The organism is Kribbella sandramycini (assembly GCF_013131805.1).
Classification (GTDB): Bacteria; Actinomycetota; Actinomycetes; order Propionibacteriales; family Kribbellaceae; genus Kribbella; species Kribbella sandramycini.
This window is the reverse complement of sequence record NZ_JABJRC010000003.1, coordinates 416970-431748: the sequence shown is the minus strand read 5'-3', so window position 1 is coordinate 431748 and position 14779 is coordinate 416970. Positions and strand designations below refer to the sequence as shown.

General features: G+C 70.6%; 18 protein-coding genes and 1 riboswitch. Of the genes, 12 read left to right on the top strand and 6 right to left on the bottom strand.

All coding sequences use genetic code 11. The annotated features are described in order from the left end of the window. Window positions 1-501, bottom strand: coding sequence for a mycothiol transferase (locus HPO96_RS15525; RefSeq protein ID WP_171674150.1), 501 nt, complete (start codon window positions 499-501; stop codon window positions 1-3). Between the two features lie 178 nt (window positions 502-679). Between HPO96_RS15525 and HPO96_RS15520 the strand changes: the two genes are divergently transcribed. The 6 genes from HPO96_RS15520 (at window position 680) to HPO96_RS15495 (ending at window position 6291) form a co-directional block, all read left to right on the top strand. Beyond that, on the top strand, window positions 680-2233 hold the full coding sequence (locus HPO96_RS15520; protein WP_238355137.1) for a DEAD/DEAH box helicase: 1554 nt from the start codon (window positions 680-682) through the stop codon (window positions 2231-2233). 3 nt (window positions 2234-2236) lie between these two features. After that, complete coding sequence (locus HPO96_RS15515; protein ID WP_171674149.1) at window positions 2237-3130, top strand: phosphotriesterase family protein; 894 nt, start codon at window positions 2237-2239, stop codon at window positions 3128-3130. After that, the gene (locus HPO96_RS15510; RefSeq protein WP_171674148.1) at window positions 3127-3495 is read left to right on the top strand and encodes a DUF1304 domain-containing protein; all 369 of its coding nucleotides are present in this window, start codon (window positions 3127-3129) and stop codon (window positions 3493-3495) included. Before HPO96_RS15515 ends, HPO96_RS15510 begins: the two co-directional genes overlap by 4 nt. Before the next feature lie 38 nt (window positions 3496-3533). Then, window positions 3534-4901 (top strand): MFS transporter, encoded by a 1368-nt coding sequence (locus HPO96_RS15505; protein ID WP_171674147.1) that lies wholly within the window; start codon window positions 3534-3536, stop codon window positions 4899-4901. 85 nt (window positions 4902-4986) lie between these two features. Further along, complete coding sequence (locus HPO96_RS15500) at window positions 4987-5592, top strand: hypothetical protein (protein WP_171674146.1); 606 nt, start codon at window positions 4987-4989, stop codon at window positions 5590-5592. Between the two features lie 87 nt (window positions 5593-5679). Then, on the top strand, window positions 5680-6291 hold the full coding sequence (locus HPO96_RS15495; RefSeq protein WP_171674145.1) for a hypothetical protein: 612 nt from the start codon (window positions 5680-5682) through the stop codon (window positions 6289-6291). Between the two features lie 10 nt (window positions 6292-6301). Here the strand turns inward: HPO96_RS15495 and pdxR are convergent, their stop codons facing one another. Further along, window positions 6302-7690, bottom strand: a complete 1389-nt coding sequence (pdxR, locus tag HPO96_RS15490; RefSeq protein ID WP_171674144.1) for a MocR-like pyridoxine biosynthesis transcription factor PdxR — start codon at window positions 7688-7690, stop codon at window positions 6302-6304. Between the two features lie 73 nt (window positions 7691-7763). On the opposite strand from pdxR, the gene HPO96_RS15485 reads away from it, so the two are divergent. The 6 genes from HPO96_RS15485 (at window position 7764) to HPO96_RS15460 (ending at window position 12103) form a co-directional block, all read left to right on the top strand. Then, window positions 7764-8972, top strand: a complete 1209-nt coding sequence (locus tag HPO96_RS15485) for an MDR family MFS transporter (RefSeq protein ID WP_171674143.1) — start codon at window positions 7764-7766, stop codon at window positions 8970-8972. Window positions 8973-9038: 66 nt separating this feature from the next. After that, a riboswitch (cobalamin riboswitch) is annotated at window positions 9039-9103 on the top strand. A 52-nt stretch (window positions 9104-9155) separates the two neighbouring features. Continuing rightward, window positions 9156-9353 carry a CbtB domain-containing protein gene (locus tag HPO96_RS15480; protein WP_171674142.1) on the top strand — a complete coding sequence of 66 codons (198 nt, stop codon included), beginning with the start codon at window positions 9156-9158 and terminating at the stop codon, window positions 9351-9353. 3 nt (window positions 9354-9356) lie between these two features. Continuing rightward, window positions 9357-10112: a CbtA family protein gene (locus tag HPO96_RS15475; RefSeq protein WP_171674141.1), complete on the top strand. Its 756-nt coding sequence runs from the start codon at window positions 9357-9359 to the stop codon at window positions 10110-10112. After that, window positions 10109-10654, top strand: coding sequence for a histidine phosphatase family protein (locus HPO96_RS15470; RefSeq protein ID WP_171674140.1), 546 nt, complete (start codon window positions 10109-10111; stop codon window positions 10652-10654). The genes HPO96_RS15475 and HPO96_RS15470 overlap by 4 nt, the downstream gene beginning before the upstream one ends. 10 nt (window positions 10655-10664) lie before the next feature. After that, window positions 10665-11738, top strand: coding sequence for an alpha/beta hydrolase (locus HPO96_RS15465; RefSeq protein WP_171674139.1), 1074 nt, complete (start codon window positions 10665-10667; stop codon window positions 11736-11738). Further along, complete coding sequence (locus HPO96_RS15460) at window positions 11735-12103, top strand: hypothetical protein (protein WP_171674138.1); 369 nt, start codon at window positions 11735-11737, stop codon at window positions 12101-12103. Before HPO96_RS15465 ends, HPO96_RS15460 begins: the two co-directional genes overlap by 4 nt. On the opposite strand, the gene HPO96_RS15455 is transcribed toward HPO96_RS15460, so the two are convergent. Genes HPO96_RS15455 through HPO96_RS15440 form a run of 4 tightly spaced genes read right to left on the bottom strand, consistent with a single transcriptional unit; the run spans window position 12096 to window position 14682 of the window. Beyond that, window positions 12096-12473 carry a VOC family protein gene (locus HPO96_RS15455; RefSeq protein WP_171674137.1) on the bottom strand — a complete coding sequence of 126 codons (378 nt, stop codon included), beginning with the start codon at window positions 12471-12473 and terminating at the stop codon, window positions 12096-12098. The genes HPO96_RS15460 and HPO96_RS15455 overlap by 8 nt on opposite strands. Then, complete coding sequence (locus HPO96_RS15450; RefSeq protein ID WP_171674136.1) at window positions 12470-13075, bottom strand: class I SAM-dependent methyltransferase; 606 nt, start codon at window positions 13073-13075, stop codon at window positions 12470-12472. The genes HPO96_RS15455 and HPO96_RS15450 overlap by 4 nt, the downstream gene beginning before the upstream one ends. Window positions 13076-13109: 34 nt before the next feature. Next, a complete protein-coding gene (locus tag HPO96_RS15445; RefSeq protein WP_171674135.1) occupies window positions 13110-13958 on the bottom strand; it encodes a fumarylacetoacetate hydrolase family protein in 849 nt (282 codons plus the stop codon). Window positions 13959-13986: 28 nt separating this feature from the next. Beyond that, window positions 13987-14682: an FCD domain-containing protein gene (locus tag HPO96_RS15440; RefSeq protein WP_171674134.1), complete on the bottom strand. Its 696-nt coding sequence runs from the start codon at window positions 14680-14682 to the stop codon at window positions 13987-13989. Window positions 14683-14779: the final 97 nt, after the last annotated feature.

The following is a 14779-nucleotide window of genomic DNA, read 5'->3' as shown; positions in this document are numbered from 1 at the left end:
CTACTCGCCGGTCTGTCCGTCGATCCGCTCTCGCAGCAGGTCGGCGTGCCCGTTGTGTCGCGCGTACTCCTCGATCAGGTGGATGTAGAGGTAGCGCAGGCTGTACTCGCCCTCCCGACGCGGACGCCGGAACGTCGCATCCAGCTCGTACTGCGCCGCCAGCTCGTCCGAGACGCGGACGATGGCCCGATAGTCGTCGAGATCCTGGACGGCATGCTCGGCCGTCGCCAGATCGAAGTCGCCGTCGGGGTGTTCGTCGGTCCAGAACACGGGTGGCGCCGCGCGGCCGTCCAGGCAGGCCTGGAACCAGTAGCGCTCGACTTCGGTGAGATGTCGCACCAGGCCGAGGAGGGACATCGTCGACGGCTCGGCGCTGCGCAGGGTCAGCTGCTCCGCGCTCAGATCGGCGAGTTTGAGCAGCAGGGTCTGCCGGTGGAAGTCGAGAAAGCCCTGCAGCAACTCGCGTTCGGACGCCGCCGTGGGTGGGTCGATTCGGGTCACGGCACGGAATCTAGTCGAGGTCCGGACCTGGTGTGACGTACACTGATGGTGACGGCCCGCCCAGTTCTGCCTCGGGCCCGGAGCACTCTGTGACAGAGGTGCTCGCAGTCGACCCCCACGCGCCGCGGCCGATGACGGCCGCGCCGGGCAGGACGACCCCACGATTTTTGGAGTACCTATGGCGGCCCGCCGCCCTTCTACGCAAGCTTCCACCACGCCCAGAACCACCTCGAACGGCTCCACCCCGAACCGGTCCGCCTCGGCCCGCCCGCGGCGCCGCCGTCCGGCTGCCAAGAAGCCGGCCGGTAATGTTGCTCAGAGCAACGGTGCGGTCACGGCCGAGTACGACGCCGTCGTCCCGCTGGAGATTCCGGACGACCTGACCTTCGACGCGCTCGGCGTCCCGGCCGCGCTGGCCGCCGCCCTCGCCGCGACCGGCGTCACCAAACCGTTCCCGATCCAGGCGGCCACGCTGCCGGATTCGCTGGCCGGTAAGGACGTTCTCGGCCGCGGCCGGACGGGCTCCGGCAAGACGTACGCCTTCGTGCTGCCGGTGCTGGCCCGGTTGGCGACCAGCGGTCACCCGCGGCGGCCGAAGCAGCCGCGCGCGCTGATCCTGGCGCCGACCCGTGAGCTCGCCACCCAGATCCAGGCCTCGATCACGCCGCTGGCCGACGCGCTCGGCCTGCGCACGATGACGATCTTCGGCGGCGTCGGCCACGGCCCGCAGACCAGCGGGCTGCGGAAGGGCGTCGACATCGTCGTCGCCTGCCCTGGCCGCCTGGAGGACCACCTCAAGGCCGGCAACCTGAATCTCGACGCGGTCGAGATCACCGTGCTCGACGAGGCCGACCACATGGCCGACCTCGGCTTCCTGCCCGCCGTCCGGCGGATCCTCGAGGCGACGCCGGCGACCGCGCAGCGGCTGCTGTTCTCCGCCACGCTGGATGCCGGCGTCGACGTCCTCGTCCAGCGCTTCATGACCAAGCCCGTCACGCACAGCGTCGACTCGGCGCAGTCGCCGGTGTCGAAGATGACGCACCACGTGCTGCACGTCCAGTCGGACAGCCGGTTGCCCGTGCTGGTCGACCTGACCGCGGCGCCTGGTCGTTCGCTGGTCTTCACGCGGACGAAGTACGGCGCGAAGGCGCTCACCAAGAAGCTGATCGCCCAGGGTGTGCCCGCCGTCGAGCTGCACGGCAACCTGTCCCAGGGCGCCCGCACGCGGAACCTGGAGGCCTTCGCCGCCGGGACGGCGAAGACGCTGGTCGCCACCGATATCGCCGCCCGCGGTATTCACGTCGATGACGTCACGCTCGTCATCCACGCCGACCCGCCGGTCGAGCACAAGGCCTACCTGCACCGCTCCGGCCGCACGGCCCGGGCCGGCGCTGAGGGCACCGTCATCACGCTGATGACCGACGACCAGGTCCGTGACGTCCGCGACCTGACCCGCAAAGCCGGCATCACCCCCAAAACCACCAAGCTGACCGCGGGTGACCCCCTCCTGACCCAGCTGGCCCCCGGCGAGCGCACCTACGTCGCGCCCGCCCCCAAGCCCGCCCAGTCCGAAACCGCCACCCGGACGCCGAGACGCGGCCGCGGCGGTCGTGGTCGCCCAGCCGCCCAGTCGACCACCCAGCCGGCCGGCCCCCGCGCAACCACCTCGGACCAGCCGGCTCGCGCCCGCTCCCGCGGCCGCCGCCGAGGCCCCCGCAAACAAGCAGCCTGACGCATGATCCGGACGGTGCTCGGTGACGTCGACCAGCTCGGCGTCACCGACTCGCACGATCACCTGTTCTTCCGCTCGGCGCGGCTGGCTGGGCAGGAGCTGGACGACGAAGGCGCGGCGCTCGACGCGGTGGTCGAGTTCAAGGCGCTCGGGGGTGCGGCGGTTGTGCAGTGGACGCCGTACGGGTTGGGGCGGCGGGCCGACGCGCTGGTGGAGATCTCGCGGCGGACCGGGGTTTCGTTGGTTGCGGCAACTGGTTTGCACCGGGCTGAGCATTACCCGGAGGGCGCAGAGTGGCCGAAGCTGGCGGAGACGTTTCATCGTGAGCTGACTGTTGGGATCGGCGCCAGTACGGCGCGGGCTGGGTTGATCAAGGTGGCGGGTGCGTTTCACGGGCTGGATGCGCATGCGCGGTTCGTGCTGGCTGCGGCTGCTGAGGCGCAGCTTGCGACCGGGGCGCCGATCGCGGTCCACCATGAGTTGGGGACTGCTGCGGACGACGTCCTCGAGCTGCTCACGCGCCTCGGCGTACCGCCGGCGAGTGTGTTGCTCGGGCATCTCAACCGGTTCCCGGATCGGCGCGCGCATCTCGAGCTCGCGAAGCAGGGCGCCTGGCTCGCTTTCGATGGGCCGTCGCGGGCCAACCACGCGACCGACCCGTGGCTGCTCGACTGTCTCGGCGCGTTGATCGATGCCGGGTACGGCGATCGGCTGTTGCTCGGCGGCGACACGACGACCGCCCAGGCGCGCGTGGACGGCCTCGGGATGAGGTATCTGCTGGCCCGGCTCCGGCCGCGGATCATCCGGGAGTTCGGCGCGGCGGCCGCCGACGCGATCTTCCGCGACAACCCGGCGCGGGCGTTCCGGTGGGCCGAGCGCGGTACGGTTCCGGCATGAGTGTCGTCGCACAGGTCTTCGTCGTCGTCGCCGGTCTGTTCCATGTCGCGATCTTCGTCATGGAGAGCCTGCTGTTCCGCAAGCCGAGCACGTACCGGCGCTTTCTGGTCAAGGACGACGCCGAAGCGGCCGTCGCCAAGCCGTGGGCGTTCAATCAGGGCTTCTACAACCTGTTCCTGGCGGCCGGCGCGCTCGGCGGGCTGGTCGTGGGCGGTGACAAGGGCCACGCGATCGCGCTGTTCAGCTGCGCGTGTATGGCCGGCGCCGGCCTCGTCCTGGTCGCCTCCGACCGCCGGATGGTCCAGGCCGCGGCCACCCAGGCGCTGCCCCCGCTGGCCGCGATCGTGCTGGCCGCCGTCCTGTAGTTGACTTCAAGCGCGCTTTAAGTCCGAAGGTGTTCGGCATGACTACGACAGCCGAACCCCGACCGGATCAGCGCGCCGGAGTGCTCGCGCCGCGGTACCGGGCGCTGACGATCGGCATGATCGCGCTGATCACGCTCGTCGCGTTCGAGAACCTGGCCGTGACGACCGCGATGCCGACCGTCGCGCAGGCGCTCGACGGCCTGTACCTGTACGCGCTCGCGTTCGGCGGCGCGCTCGCCTCCGGCGTGGTCGGGATGGTCGTCTCCGGCACCTGGAGCGACCTGCGCGGGCCGACCCGCCCGCTCTGGCACGGGACGGCGTGGTTCCTCGGCGGGCTGGTCGTCGCCGGGCTCGCGCCGTCGATGGAGGTGCTGGTCGCCGGCCGGATCATCCAGGGCTTCGGCTCCGGCCTGCTGACCGTGGCCCTGTACGTCGTCGTCGGACAGTTCTACCCGGCGGAGCTCCGCCCGCGGATCTTCGCCGGTTTCGCCGCCGGCTGGGCGATCCCGGCCCTCGTCGGCCCCGGGATCGCCGGGCTGATCGTCGAACACACCAATTGGCGGATCGTCTTCCTCGCCGTCCCGCTGCTCGCGATCCCAGCCGCGTTCGTGATGCGCCCCGGGCTGGCCCGCGGCGACGCGTACGACGTCCGCCCCGGTCGGCTCTGGGACAAGCGCGCGCTGTGGGCCACGGCGGCCGCGGTCGGCGTCGGCGTCCTGCACTTCGGCGGTCAGCAGCACGGCGTCCTTCAGGTCGTACTGCTGTTGATCGGCCTGGCCGGGATCGCCGGGTTCGCGCCGAAGCTGTTGCCGCGCGGGACGTTCACCGTCCGCCGGGGTCTGCCGGCGGTGATCGCCTTGCGGGGGCTCGTCGCGGCGGCCGGGTTCGGCGCAGAGGTGTTCCTGCCGCTGATGCTGACTCGCGAACGCGGGCTGTCCCCGGCGGTCGCCGGTCTGGTGCTGACGATCAGCGGGCTGAGCTGGGTGCTCGCCTCCTGGTGGCGCGGCCGGCCGAACCACCGCCTCGACGCCTCCGCCTTCCTGCAGATCGGCATGATCGCGCTCGTCCTCGGGATCGGCATCGCCGTCCTCACCCTCAGCCCGCAGGTTCCGGTCGCGATCGGCATCCTCGGCTGGGGCCTGGCCGGCTTCGGCATGGGCACGGTCTTCCCGACCTTGTCCGTCCTCGTCCTCGAATACTCCGAACGCGACCAGCAAGGCGCCAACAGCTCCGCCCTGCAACTCAGCGACTCGTTGTCCACAGCAACAGTCCTGGCCATCGGCGGCTCCCTCTTCGCCGCCCTCGAGCCGCACTCCCCCCTCACCGCCTACCTGGTCGCCTTCGGCGTCCCCGCCGTCCTCGCCCTGATCGGCGTCCAGGTAGCCCGCCGCACAGCCCGCACCTGAGGCCATTTGAACGGCCTCGAACAGCTTCTGCGCGGAGCGGCCGGCTGGAACGGTTTCCCCCACTCACCCGACGAAGGGACACCCGATGAGCCAACTCACCCGCCGCTCCGTACTCGGCATCGCCGCCGCGGCGGCCGTCGCGCCACTTGCCGCCACCCTCCCCGCCCGGGCGGCGACCAGGTACCCACTCGACAACTGGGGCTTCATCATGCAGAACTACCCGGTGGGCCTCTGGAACCACGGTCCGCTGGCACAAGTCGGGGCCGAGAACGTCGGGCACCGTAGCTGCCGGTCGTTCTTCCGGATGCCGATCGCCGGGCTGGCCGGGCAGACGATCTCCGCGGCCGCGTTCACGATCCAGCTGGTCTCGACGGTCAGCTCCACTCCGTACCCGGTCTACCTCTTCGGCCTCCGCGACCTGGATCCCGCAGAGCCGATCAGCTGGGCGGACTCCAGTGATGAGAACACCTGGCGGCGGCACCTCGACACCTTGTCCGCGACGGCGCACGGCACCCCGCCGCGGCCGGTCCTCCGCTTCGAGGCCGATGCCGTCCGGGAGCAGGTCCAGGCTGCCGCGACCGCGCGGTCGCCGTACATCTCCCTCGGCCTCCGCGCCCCTGACGAGTGGAACAGGTACCACGGCAAATCCTTCGCCCCCGCCACCGCCGCCCTCGTTGTCACCACCGCCTGAGGAGACCATTCAAGGCGACTCGAAAAGCTGTTGTTCGGGGTTTTCAGGTGTCACGGTGTGGCCACCTCACAATCAAAGGACTCCGTCATGTCACAGCTTTCTCGTCGTTCTGTGCTCGGTATCGCGGCGGCTGCGGCGGCCGCGCCGTTCGCGATCACACTGCCCGCGCGCGCGGCGACGTTCTATCCCGTCGATGCCTGGACGTACACGGCGAGGACGTGGGCGCGCGAGTCGTACTGGGGACGCACGCAGGGGGAGGCGCTGGTCGGCCGGCCGTGGGGTGATTCCGGCCTCTGGCGCTCGTTCTTCCGGGTGCCGATCGCGGCGCTCGCCGGACAGACGATCACCTCGGCCAAGTTCACGATCCAGTTGCTCCACACGCCGACCGGCGCCGCGACTCCGGTGCAACTCTTCCTGGTCCGGGACCTCGACCCGAAGGATCCGCTGACCTGGGAGAACTCCAGTGACGGCGCGACCTGGCGGCGCTGGCTCGGCGATGCCAAGGGCAGCGCCTGGAACGGTCAGCCGAAGCCCGTCCTGCAGTTCATCGACGGACCTGTCCACGAGTCGATTCAGGACGCGTTGCTCAACGGTAAGTCGCACATCTCGTTCGCTCTGCGGGCAGCCGACGAGAACGACCAGACCCAGTGGAAGAAGTTCGCCGGCGCGTCGGCGGGCTTGGAGATCACCACGGCCTGAGCGGGTGGCCTCAGCCCCCGGCCTGGACGGCGATCGCGCGGACCGCGGACCGCAGCCGGTCGGGGGTGAGGCCCGCGTAGCCGAGGACCAGGCCGGGGGTTGCGGGGCCGGTGTGGGTGTAGCGGGAGAGGGCGGCGACGCGAATGTCGTGGTCGGCGAGGCGGGCGGTAAGGGCGCGGTCGTCGGTGCCCGGGGGGAGTTGGAGGACGACGTGCAGGCCGGCCGCGATGCCGATCGGGCGCCAGTCGGGGAGGTCGGCGGCGAGGGCTTCGAGGAGGGCGTCGCGGCGGTCGCGGTAGAGCAGGCGGGTCCGGCGGAGGTGCCGGTCGTAGCTCCCGGAGGACAGGAAGCGGGTCAGTGCGGCCTGTTCGACCGAGCCGCAGCCGCGGTCGTCGAGGCGCTTGCGCCGGACCAGATCGGTCAGCAGCCGGGCGGGCGGCACCATCCAGCCGAGCCGCAACGCCGGGGCCAGCGTCTTGCTCAACGTGCCCAGGTAGGCGACGTGATCAGGGTCCATCGACTGCAGGGCCCCGACCGGTGCGCGGTCGTAGCGGTACTCCGCGTCGTAGTCGTCCTCGATCACCAAGCTGTCGGTACTCCGCGCCCACTGCAGCAGCGCGCGCCGGCGATCCGGGCTCAGACTGACGCCGAGCGGGTACTGATGCGCGGGCGTGATCAACACCGCACGACACGAGCTTCGAGTCAGGACGTCGACCCGGATGCCCTCGTCGTCCACCGGGATCGGTCGGCCGGTCAGACCGCGGTTGGCGAACAGCTCGTACTGCTCCTGGCTGCCCGGGTCTTCGAGCCCGATCTCGCGATGGCCCTGTGCTTGCAGCGCGCCCGCGAGCAGGGTGAGCGCGTCGAACGTGCCATGGGTGATCACCAGATCGGACGGCTCGGCGACAACCGCGCGGACGCGACCCAGGTAGCCGGCCAGCTCGGTGCGCAACGGGAGCAGACCAGCCGGATCCGGGTAGCCGAGCTCGACGTCGTCCAGATCGGCCAGGCCCTTCCGGAGCGCGGCGAGCCACGCGCTGCGCGGGAAAGCGGCCAGTGACGGCAGTCCCGGGCCTAGCCCGTACCGCCAGCTGCGGGCTGGGCCGGTCTCCGCCGGTACGGCGGGCTCCGCCACGCTGTCGGCCACCTTCGTGCCGGAGCCGTGCTGGGAGACGACGTACCCCTCGGCGCCCAGCTGACGGTAGACGGCGACCGCCGTCCCGCGGGCGATCCCGAACTGCCCGGCCAGATCGCGGCTGGACGGGAGCCGCTCGCCCGCGCGCAACCGGCCGGACCGGATCGCCTCCCGCAGGCGGCGCTCCAGCTCGCGGCCGGGCTGCCGCCCGGGCGCGCCGTCCGGGAGCAGCACCTCGCGCAAAGTGGTCCAAGTATCTGTCATCAAGGTGGATCTTACCTCTGTACCACTTCGCGCACAGACTGCTCGGGAGAACTACTTCCCGAAAGGTGTTTCCATGCTCAGTCGCCGCTGGCGCGAACTGACCGGCGGGTTGCCGGCGGCCTTCTGGTCGCTCTGGACGATCACGCTGGTCGGCAATATCGCGTCGTTCGTGCTGATCTTCCTGACCTTCTACCTCCGCGAGGAGCGCGGGACCAGTCCGGCCGAGATCGGCGTCATCCTGGCCATCTCCGGCGCCGGCAGTATCGCCGGCGGACTGGCCGGCGGCGCGCTCGCCGACCGCTGGAGCCGGCGCGGCACCGCGCTGTCCGGATACTTGCTCACGGCAATCGCTCTGGTCGGCGCCGCGGTCAGTACCACGTTGCCCGCGATCGCCGCCGCGATGGCGCTGTTCGGCGTCGGGATGTCATTCGCCGGGACGGCGGTCAGCGCGATGATCACCGACGTCGTCCCACCCGCCGACCGGCCGCGGGCGTACAGCATCAACTACTGGGCGATCAACGTCGGGACGTCGATCGCGGCCCTCGCCGCGCCGCTGGCGATGAAGTCCGGGTTCGCGACGATCTTCATCCTGGACACAATCGGCGTCGTCCTGCTCGCGGCGATCCTCTGGTACTTCGTCCCGAACACCACACCGGAAGCGTCGTCCGAGCCGCAGGGCCCGAGTCGCGGCGCCATTCGCACAATCCTTGCCGACGGCCCCTTTCTGACCTTCGTGCTGCTCTTCATCGGCTTCCAGCTGATCTTCAAGCAGAGCAACGCCGGGCTACCGCTGGCCGTTCAGCACGACGGTCTGGACGCCGCCGACTACGGCCGGATCTACGCCGTCAACACGCTGCTCATCGTGGTCGGCCAGCTCTTCCTCCCGCGGCTGATCCGGGACCGCTCGTACTCGCGGGTGCTCGCGCTCGGCGCGCTCCTGGTCGGGGTCGGTTTCGGGCTGACCGGCGCGGCCGACACGGTCTGGTTCTACGCGCTCACCGTCGCGATCTGGACCTGCGGCGAGATGGCGTACTTCGCCGTCCTCGACAGCACGGTCGGCACAATGGCCCCGGCGGCGCTGCGCGGCCGGTACTTCGGCTTCTTCGGCGCCACCAGTCAGGCTTCGCGCCTGGCCGCGCCGCTGCTGGCCGGGTATCTGCTGCAGCATCACGGGCAGAGTCTGTGGGTGCTGTGTTTCGTCCTCGGCGTCGCGACCAGCGCGGGTTATCTGCTCACCGCGCGGGCCCGGGACCGGCGCACTGAGGCGATTCTCACCCGTTGAGTCCGGTCCGTTGACCCTTCAACGGACCGGCGGCTACGGTTCGAGGGACAACCTGCGATGCCCGAGGGAAGCCGGTGAAAATCCGGCACGGCCGCGCCACTGTGAGCGAGCTTGCTCGTGAGTCAGGATGCTCGGGCACCAGCAGCCTTTCGAAGGGGACGCGCACTTCCCCAGGAGGTTCTGATGGCAGCTCCTGCCCAGTCGGTCGCCGTACCGGCCATCTCGCCCCGCTTGCTCGTTCTCTCGGCCGTCAGCGTCGCGCTCCTGCTGCTGCTCGCCTACCTGGTCGGCTTCGACCAGGGCGCGGTCTCGCAGTCGGGGATGTTCCTGCACGAGCTGATGCACGACGGTCGGCACCTCCTCGGCGTGCCCTGCCACTGATCGATGCGCACCTTCGGATCACTCCTGGTGCGCGGCCTGATCGTCGGACTCTTCGCCGGCCTGCTGGCCGGAACCTTCGCGTACGTCACCGGTGAGCCACACGTGGACGCCGCGATCGCGATCGAGGAAGCCGCGTCGGGCGGGCACACCCATGACCATGGCGACGAGCACGCGACGCCCGCCGCCGAAGAAGAAGAGCCGCTGGTCAGCCGCGACGGCCAGCGCGCGGGTCTCTTCCTGGCCACCAGCCTGTACGGCGTCGCCCTCGGCGGCATCTTCGCCGTCGGCTTCACGCTGCTGCGGCGCAAGCTGCGGACCGCGAACGACGGGTACGCCGCGCTCGGCCTGGCCGCGGCCGGGTTCGTCGGGATCGTGCTGGTGCCGTTCCTCAAGTACCCGCCGAACCCGCCGGCTGTCGGCGACCCGGAGACGATCACCAAGCGGACGATCACCTATCTGCTGACGATCGTGATCGGCCTGCTCGCGGTCTGGGCCGGAGTCGCGCTGTCCCGCTGGGCCGCCCGGTACGGCGACATCGCCCGGCTGGGCGGGTTCGTCGCCGGGCTGCTGGTGACGGTGGTGGCGGCGTACCTGATCCTGCCGCGGATCAACGAGGTTCCGGACACGTTCCCCGCTACGCTGCTGTGGCAGTTCCGGTTCGCCTCGCTCGGTACGCAGGCGACGCTGTGGCTCCTGCTCGGATTCGGGTACGCGGCCGCGGTGGCCCGCCGGCCATCCGAACAGAAGGTGAATGCTTGAGCTCGTTGACGCTGGTCGCCCACGCACTGACTCCCGCGCTGCGCGGCCTCGTCCTCGGTGGCGCCCCGGACCCGGACCCGGCGAGTGTGGCGGCGGCCGGCGAGCTCAAGCTCGCCGCCGACGCCACCTACGCCGGCCCCGAGCCGGCCGCCATCGCCACCGCTGAGGCCCTCGGCCTGTCCCCCATCGTCGACCCGGCCCTCCGCGACCGCGACTACGGCGACTGGACCAACCGCCCTCTCGAAGACCTCCTCACCGCCGACCCCGCCCAGGTCACGGCCTGGCTGGAACGCCCGCACACGGCGCCCCCCGGCGGCGAGACCGAGAACGACGTCCTGGCCCGAGTAGCCGACTGGCTCGGCGACATCGCGAGCTCGGATCGGGACCGGATTGTGGCGGTTGTGCATCCTTCGGTCTTCCGCGCGATCGTCCTGTACGTGCTGGACGCTCCGGCCGAATCGCTCCGGCATGTGGATGTCCGGCCCTTGGCAACGGTCAACCTGTCCCACCACACTGGCAGCTGGTCCCTGGCCTTCCACTGACGGAGTGCGGATGAGCGAGCTCGCCGAGCGGTTCCGTGCCAACCACGCACGCCTGCTCGCGGCTCGCAACCGCCTGCACGCCGCCGTCGCCGCGGGCACGGCGACGGCCGCCGAGCGCAAGCGGCTCGACACGCTCACCGAGCTGCTCACCCCGGTCAAGGGCACGGCGATCGATGCCGACGGCAAGGTCGTCGAGGTCCACCGGCCCCGCCAGTTCCTCGAGCTCGACCCCGAGGGCCAGGGCCGGGCGGTCGAGGTGCTCGGCGACCTCGACCAGGCGCGGAATGTCGCCGTCCTCGTCCCCGGAATGGGCAACAGCCTGGACACCTTCCGCGGCCAGTCCGACCGCGCCGATCTGATCCGCGCCGAGGCCGGGCCCGGCACGGTCGCCATCGCCTGGCTCGACTACGCATCACCGCAGGGCCTCGCCGCGGCCGCGAGCAAACAGGCCGCCCTCGATGGCGGCCCGCGCCTCGCCGCGTTCCTGACCGAGCTCGACGAGCTGACCGACGCGACCACCACCCTGGTCGGCCACTCCTACGGCTCGGATGTCGTCGGCCAGGCCCTCCTGCACGGTGCCCGTGCCGACCGCGTCGTCCTGACCGGATCGCCCGGTATCGCCAAGTACGTCGACGAGGCCGCCGACATCGTCCAGCCCCCGACCCGCCTGTACGTCGAACGCGCGCCCGGCGACTACGTCTCGTACTCCGAATGGCACGGCCCCGATCCGGCCACCTTCCCGGACGCGATCCGGATGGCGACCAACGGCGACGACCCGGTCTCGGTGCACTGGCACAACGAGTACTACCGGGTGAACAGCGAGGCCCTCCGCAATATCGGCCGCGTCGTCCGTGGCGACCTGGCGTCGATCACCACCACCGACACCACCCGCGCCCAAGAGACCAAACTTGCCTGGGGCACCATGCTGAACCGAGCCGCCGGCGTCGCCGCCAAGGTGTACGGCGGGCTCGCGCCCCCCACCCAGGCCGCCAGACCGCCCAGCGCCGAATCCGCCGCCCGCACCGCGGGCACCCGCCCCGGCGGAGCCCACCGACCACGGACCAGCGAAGGACCCCGGCGATGACCACACCCCGCGACACCCTGCGCGCCGAGCTGCTCGCTGTCGCGGCCGCCGTCGTACCGGACCAGCAGCCCGTCGTCACCCACGACCCCGGCCCGATCAACCCCGGCGTCCTCTTCGACGGCCGCGGCGCGGCCACCATCGCCCGGATCACCGTCGAGACCGGTAACCCCACCGCACCTGACCCGGCCGCCGCCGTGACCGCCGCGGCCGAGGCCTTCCGCGCCCGCGGCTGGACCGCCACCACGGCCCCGGCCGAGGACGGCCACTACCGCGCGACCGCCACCCGCGACGGCCTGGACGTCGCCGTCCACGCCTGGGCGACCGACTGGCGAATCACCCTGACCGGCGAAGCGCCGGTCAGCTAGTTGCCGCCCGCTCGGCCGCGCTCCGCAGGACGCAGAACTCGTTACCCTCCGGATCGAGCATGACCACCCAGCCCGTCCCGTCCGGGTTCCGCAGGTCGTTCGCGACGGTCGCCCCGAGCGTCTGCAACCACTCGACCTCGGCATCCCGCGGCCCATCCGGCTCCAGACACAGATGCACCCGGTTCTTCACCGTCTTCACGTCGTCGTTCTGCTCGAACAACAACGTCATCCCATCGGTCACCACCTCCGCCGCCGGGTCGCCCGGGTGGTCGTAGTCCGGCCGTGGCGCTCGCAGCACCTGCAACCAGAACCCGGCCAACTCGTACGGGTCGTGAGTATCGAACGTCACCGTCCGCACGCGCGAAGTCATTTGCCGACCACCACACAATCCTCGGGCAAGTCAGTCTGACAGGGCGTGAACCCAACCGCGACCGCCTTTTCGACCAGCTCTTCGGGGCGCCACCGGTGCACCTGCACATCCATCGCCAGCCCGCCGTACCCGGAGGTCTTGTGCGTCGAACCCTCGCCGAGGTGGAAGCCCAGCAGCAACACCCCGCCCGGCGCCAACACCCGGTAGAACTCGCCCAACGCCACCGGCACCAGCTCACGCGGCAGATGGATGATCGACCACCAGCTCAGCACACCCCCGAAGAACTCATCGGGGAAGTCGAGCGCAGTCATCGACCCGACCCGAAAGTCGAGTTCGGGATGGCTCCGCCGAGCGATCCCGATCATCCCGGGCGAAAGATCAAGCCCAACCACAACCGAATCTGTTGGGTGACTGCGCTCGGTGAGGAGGGCGGTGGTTCGGCCGGGGCCGCAGCCGGCGTCGAGGATCGGGCGGCCGGCCGCCGGCCGGATGAGGTGGTCGAAGGCAGCGACCTCCCACTCCGGGCCTTCCACGACGCGTTCGGCGTAGGAGGTGGCGACGGTGTCGTACGACGTGCGGATGTTGTCGAGGGCCTCTGTCATGGCGCGACCCTAGGTGGCCGCGCCGACAGATTGCTCAGGCTTTGCCGAGGGGTTGGCGTTGTTTGCCGAGGCCCTGGATCTCGATCTCCATGACGTCGCCGGGGGCGAGGTAGGGGAAGCGGCCGGAGAGGGCGACGCCTTGCGGGGTGCCGGTGTTCACGATGTCGCCGGGGCTGAGGACCATGTACTGCGAGAGGTCGCGGATCAGGGCGGCGACGGAGAAGATCATGTCGCGGGTGTTGGAGTCCTGCCGGATCTCGCCGTTGACCCAGGACTTGAGGTCGAGGTTCGTCGGGTCGACCTGGTCGGCGGGGACGAGCGCCGGGCCGAGCGGGTTGAAGGTCTCGCAGCACTTGCCCTTCGACCACTGGCCGCCGGAGACGTCGAGCTGGAAGGCGCGCTCGGAGACATCGTTCGAGACGGTGTAGCCGGCGATACAGGCGAGCGCCTCCTCGTCGGTCTCGACGTAGCGGGCGGGCTTGCCGATGACGACGGCCAGCTCGACCTCCCAGTCCGTCTTGGCGGAGCCACGCGGGACGAGGACCTCGTCGTTCGGGCCGACGACGGTGTTCGGGTGCTTGAAGAAGACGATCGGCTGCTTCGGCGGCTCGGCGCCGGACTCGGCCGCGTGGGCGGCGTAGTTCTGCCCGATGCAGACCACGGCGCCCGGCCGCGCGATCGGCGCGCCGATCCGCAGGCCGTCGGTGCCGGCCGCGGTGAGCTCACCGGCCTCGAGTGCCGCGCGGGTGCGGCCGATGCCGTCGGCGGCGAGGAAGGCGCCGTCGATATCGGCGGTCAGCGGGCTCAGGTCGTAGACGGTGCCGTCGGTGGCGCGCACGTACGGGCGCTCCTCGCCGACCGCGCCGAGGCGCAGCAGTTCCACAGGTGTCTCCTGATTCAGACGGAAGGAATCACTCTTGGTCGAACATCGGCCGCAGCCGCTCGCGGGACGCTTCGATATGCGCCCGCATCGCCGCGGCCGCCTCCACCGGGTCGCCCTTGCGGACGGCGGCCACGACGTTCTTGTGCTCGCGGAGCGCCTTGGTCGCGATGCCGCCGCCGTAGTACAACCGGAACAGGTGCAGGTGGCAGTGCGTCCGGGCGAAGGACAGCCGGGCCGTCTCGTTACCGGACAGCTCCAGCACGAGGTCGTGGAAGCGCTGGTCGTGCGCCGCCATCGCCCGGTAGCTCTCGTACGCCGGCCGATCGGGCACATCGGTGTAGCTGAGCATCTCGTCCTTCAGCCGGACCAGATCGTCGGCCGCGGCGCGTTCGGCGGCCCGACCGGCCGCCCACGGCTCGATGTGCAGCCGGAACTCGAACAGGTCCTCGAACTCGGGCCGGCTCAGCCGCGACGACACCCGGTAGCCGCGCAGCGGCTCCTTGATCACCAGACCGTCGGACTCCAGCCGGGCCAGCGACTCCCGGATCGGGGTCTGCGAGATCCCCAGCTCCCGGGTCAGGGCGTCGATGTTCAGCCGGGTGCCCGGCTCGACGACGCTGTCCATGATCAGGCCCTTGACGGTCTCGTAGACGTCGTCGCTCAGCACCTGTCGCTGCGGCAGGCGGGTCAACTGCCCCGCGAGACCCACATGCGCATCAGTCACAGTGCACTCCTCCCGAACCTATTCTGCCCGACTTGTCATCGTTACCTCGACGAGTCTTGACGGCTCCAGTGTGAGGCGGCAGCATCAGGTTCGCAAT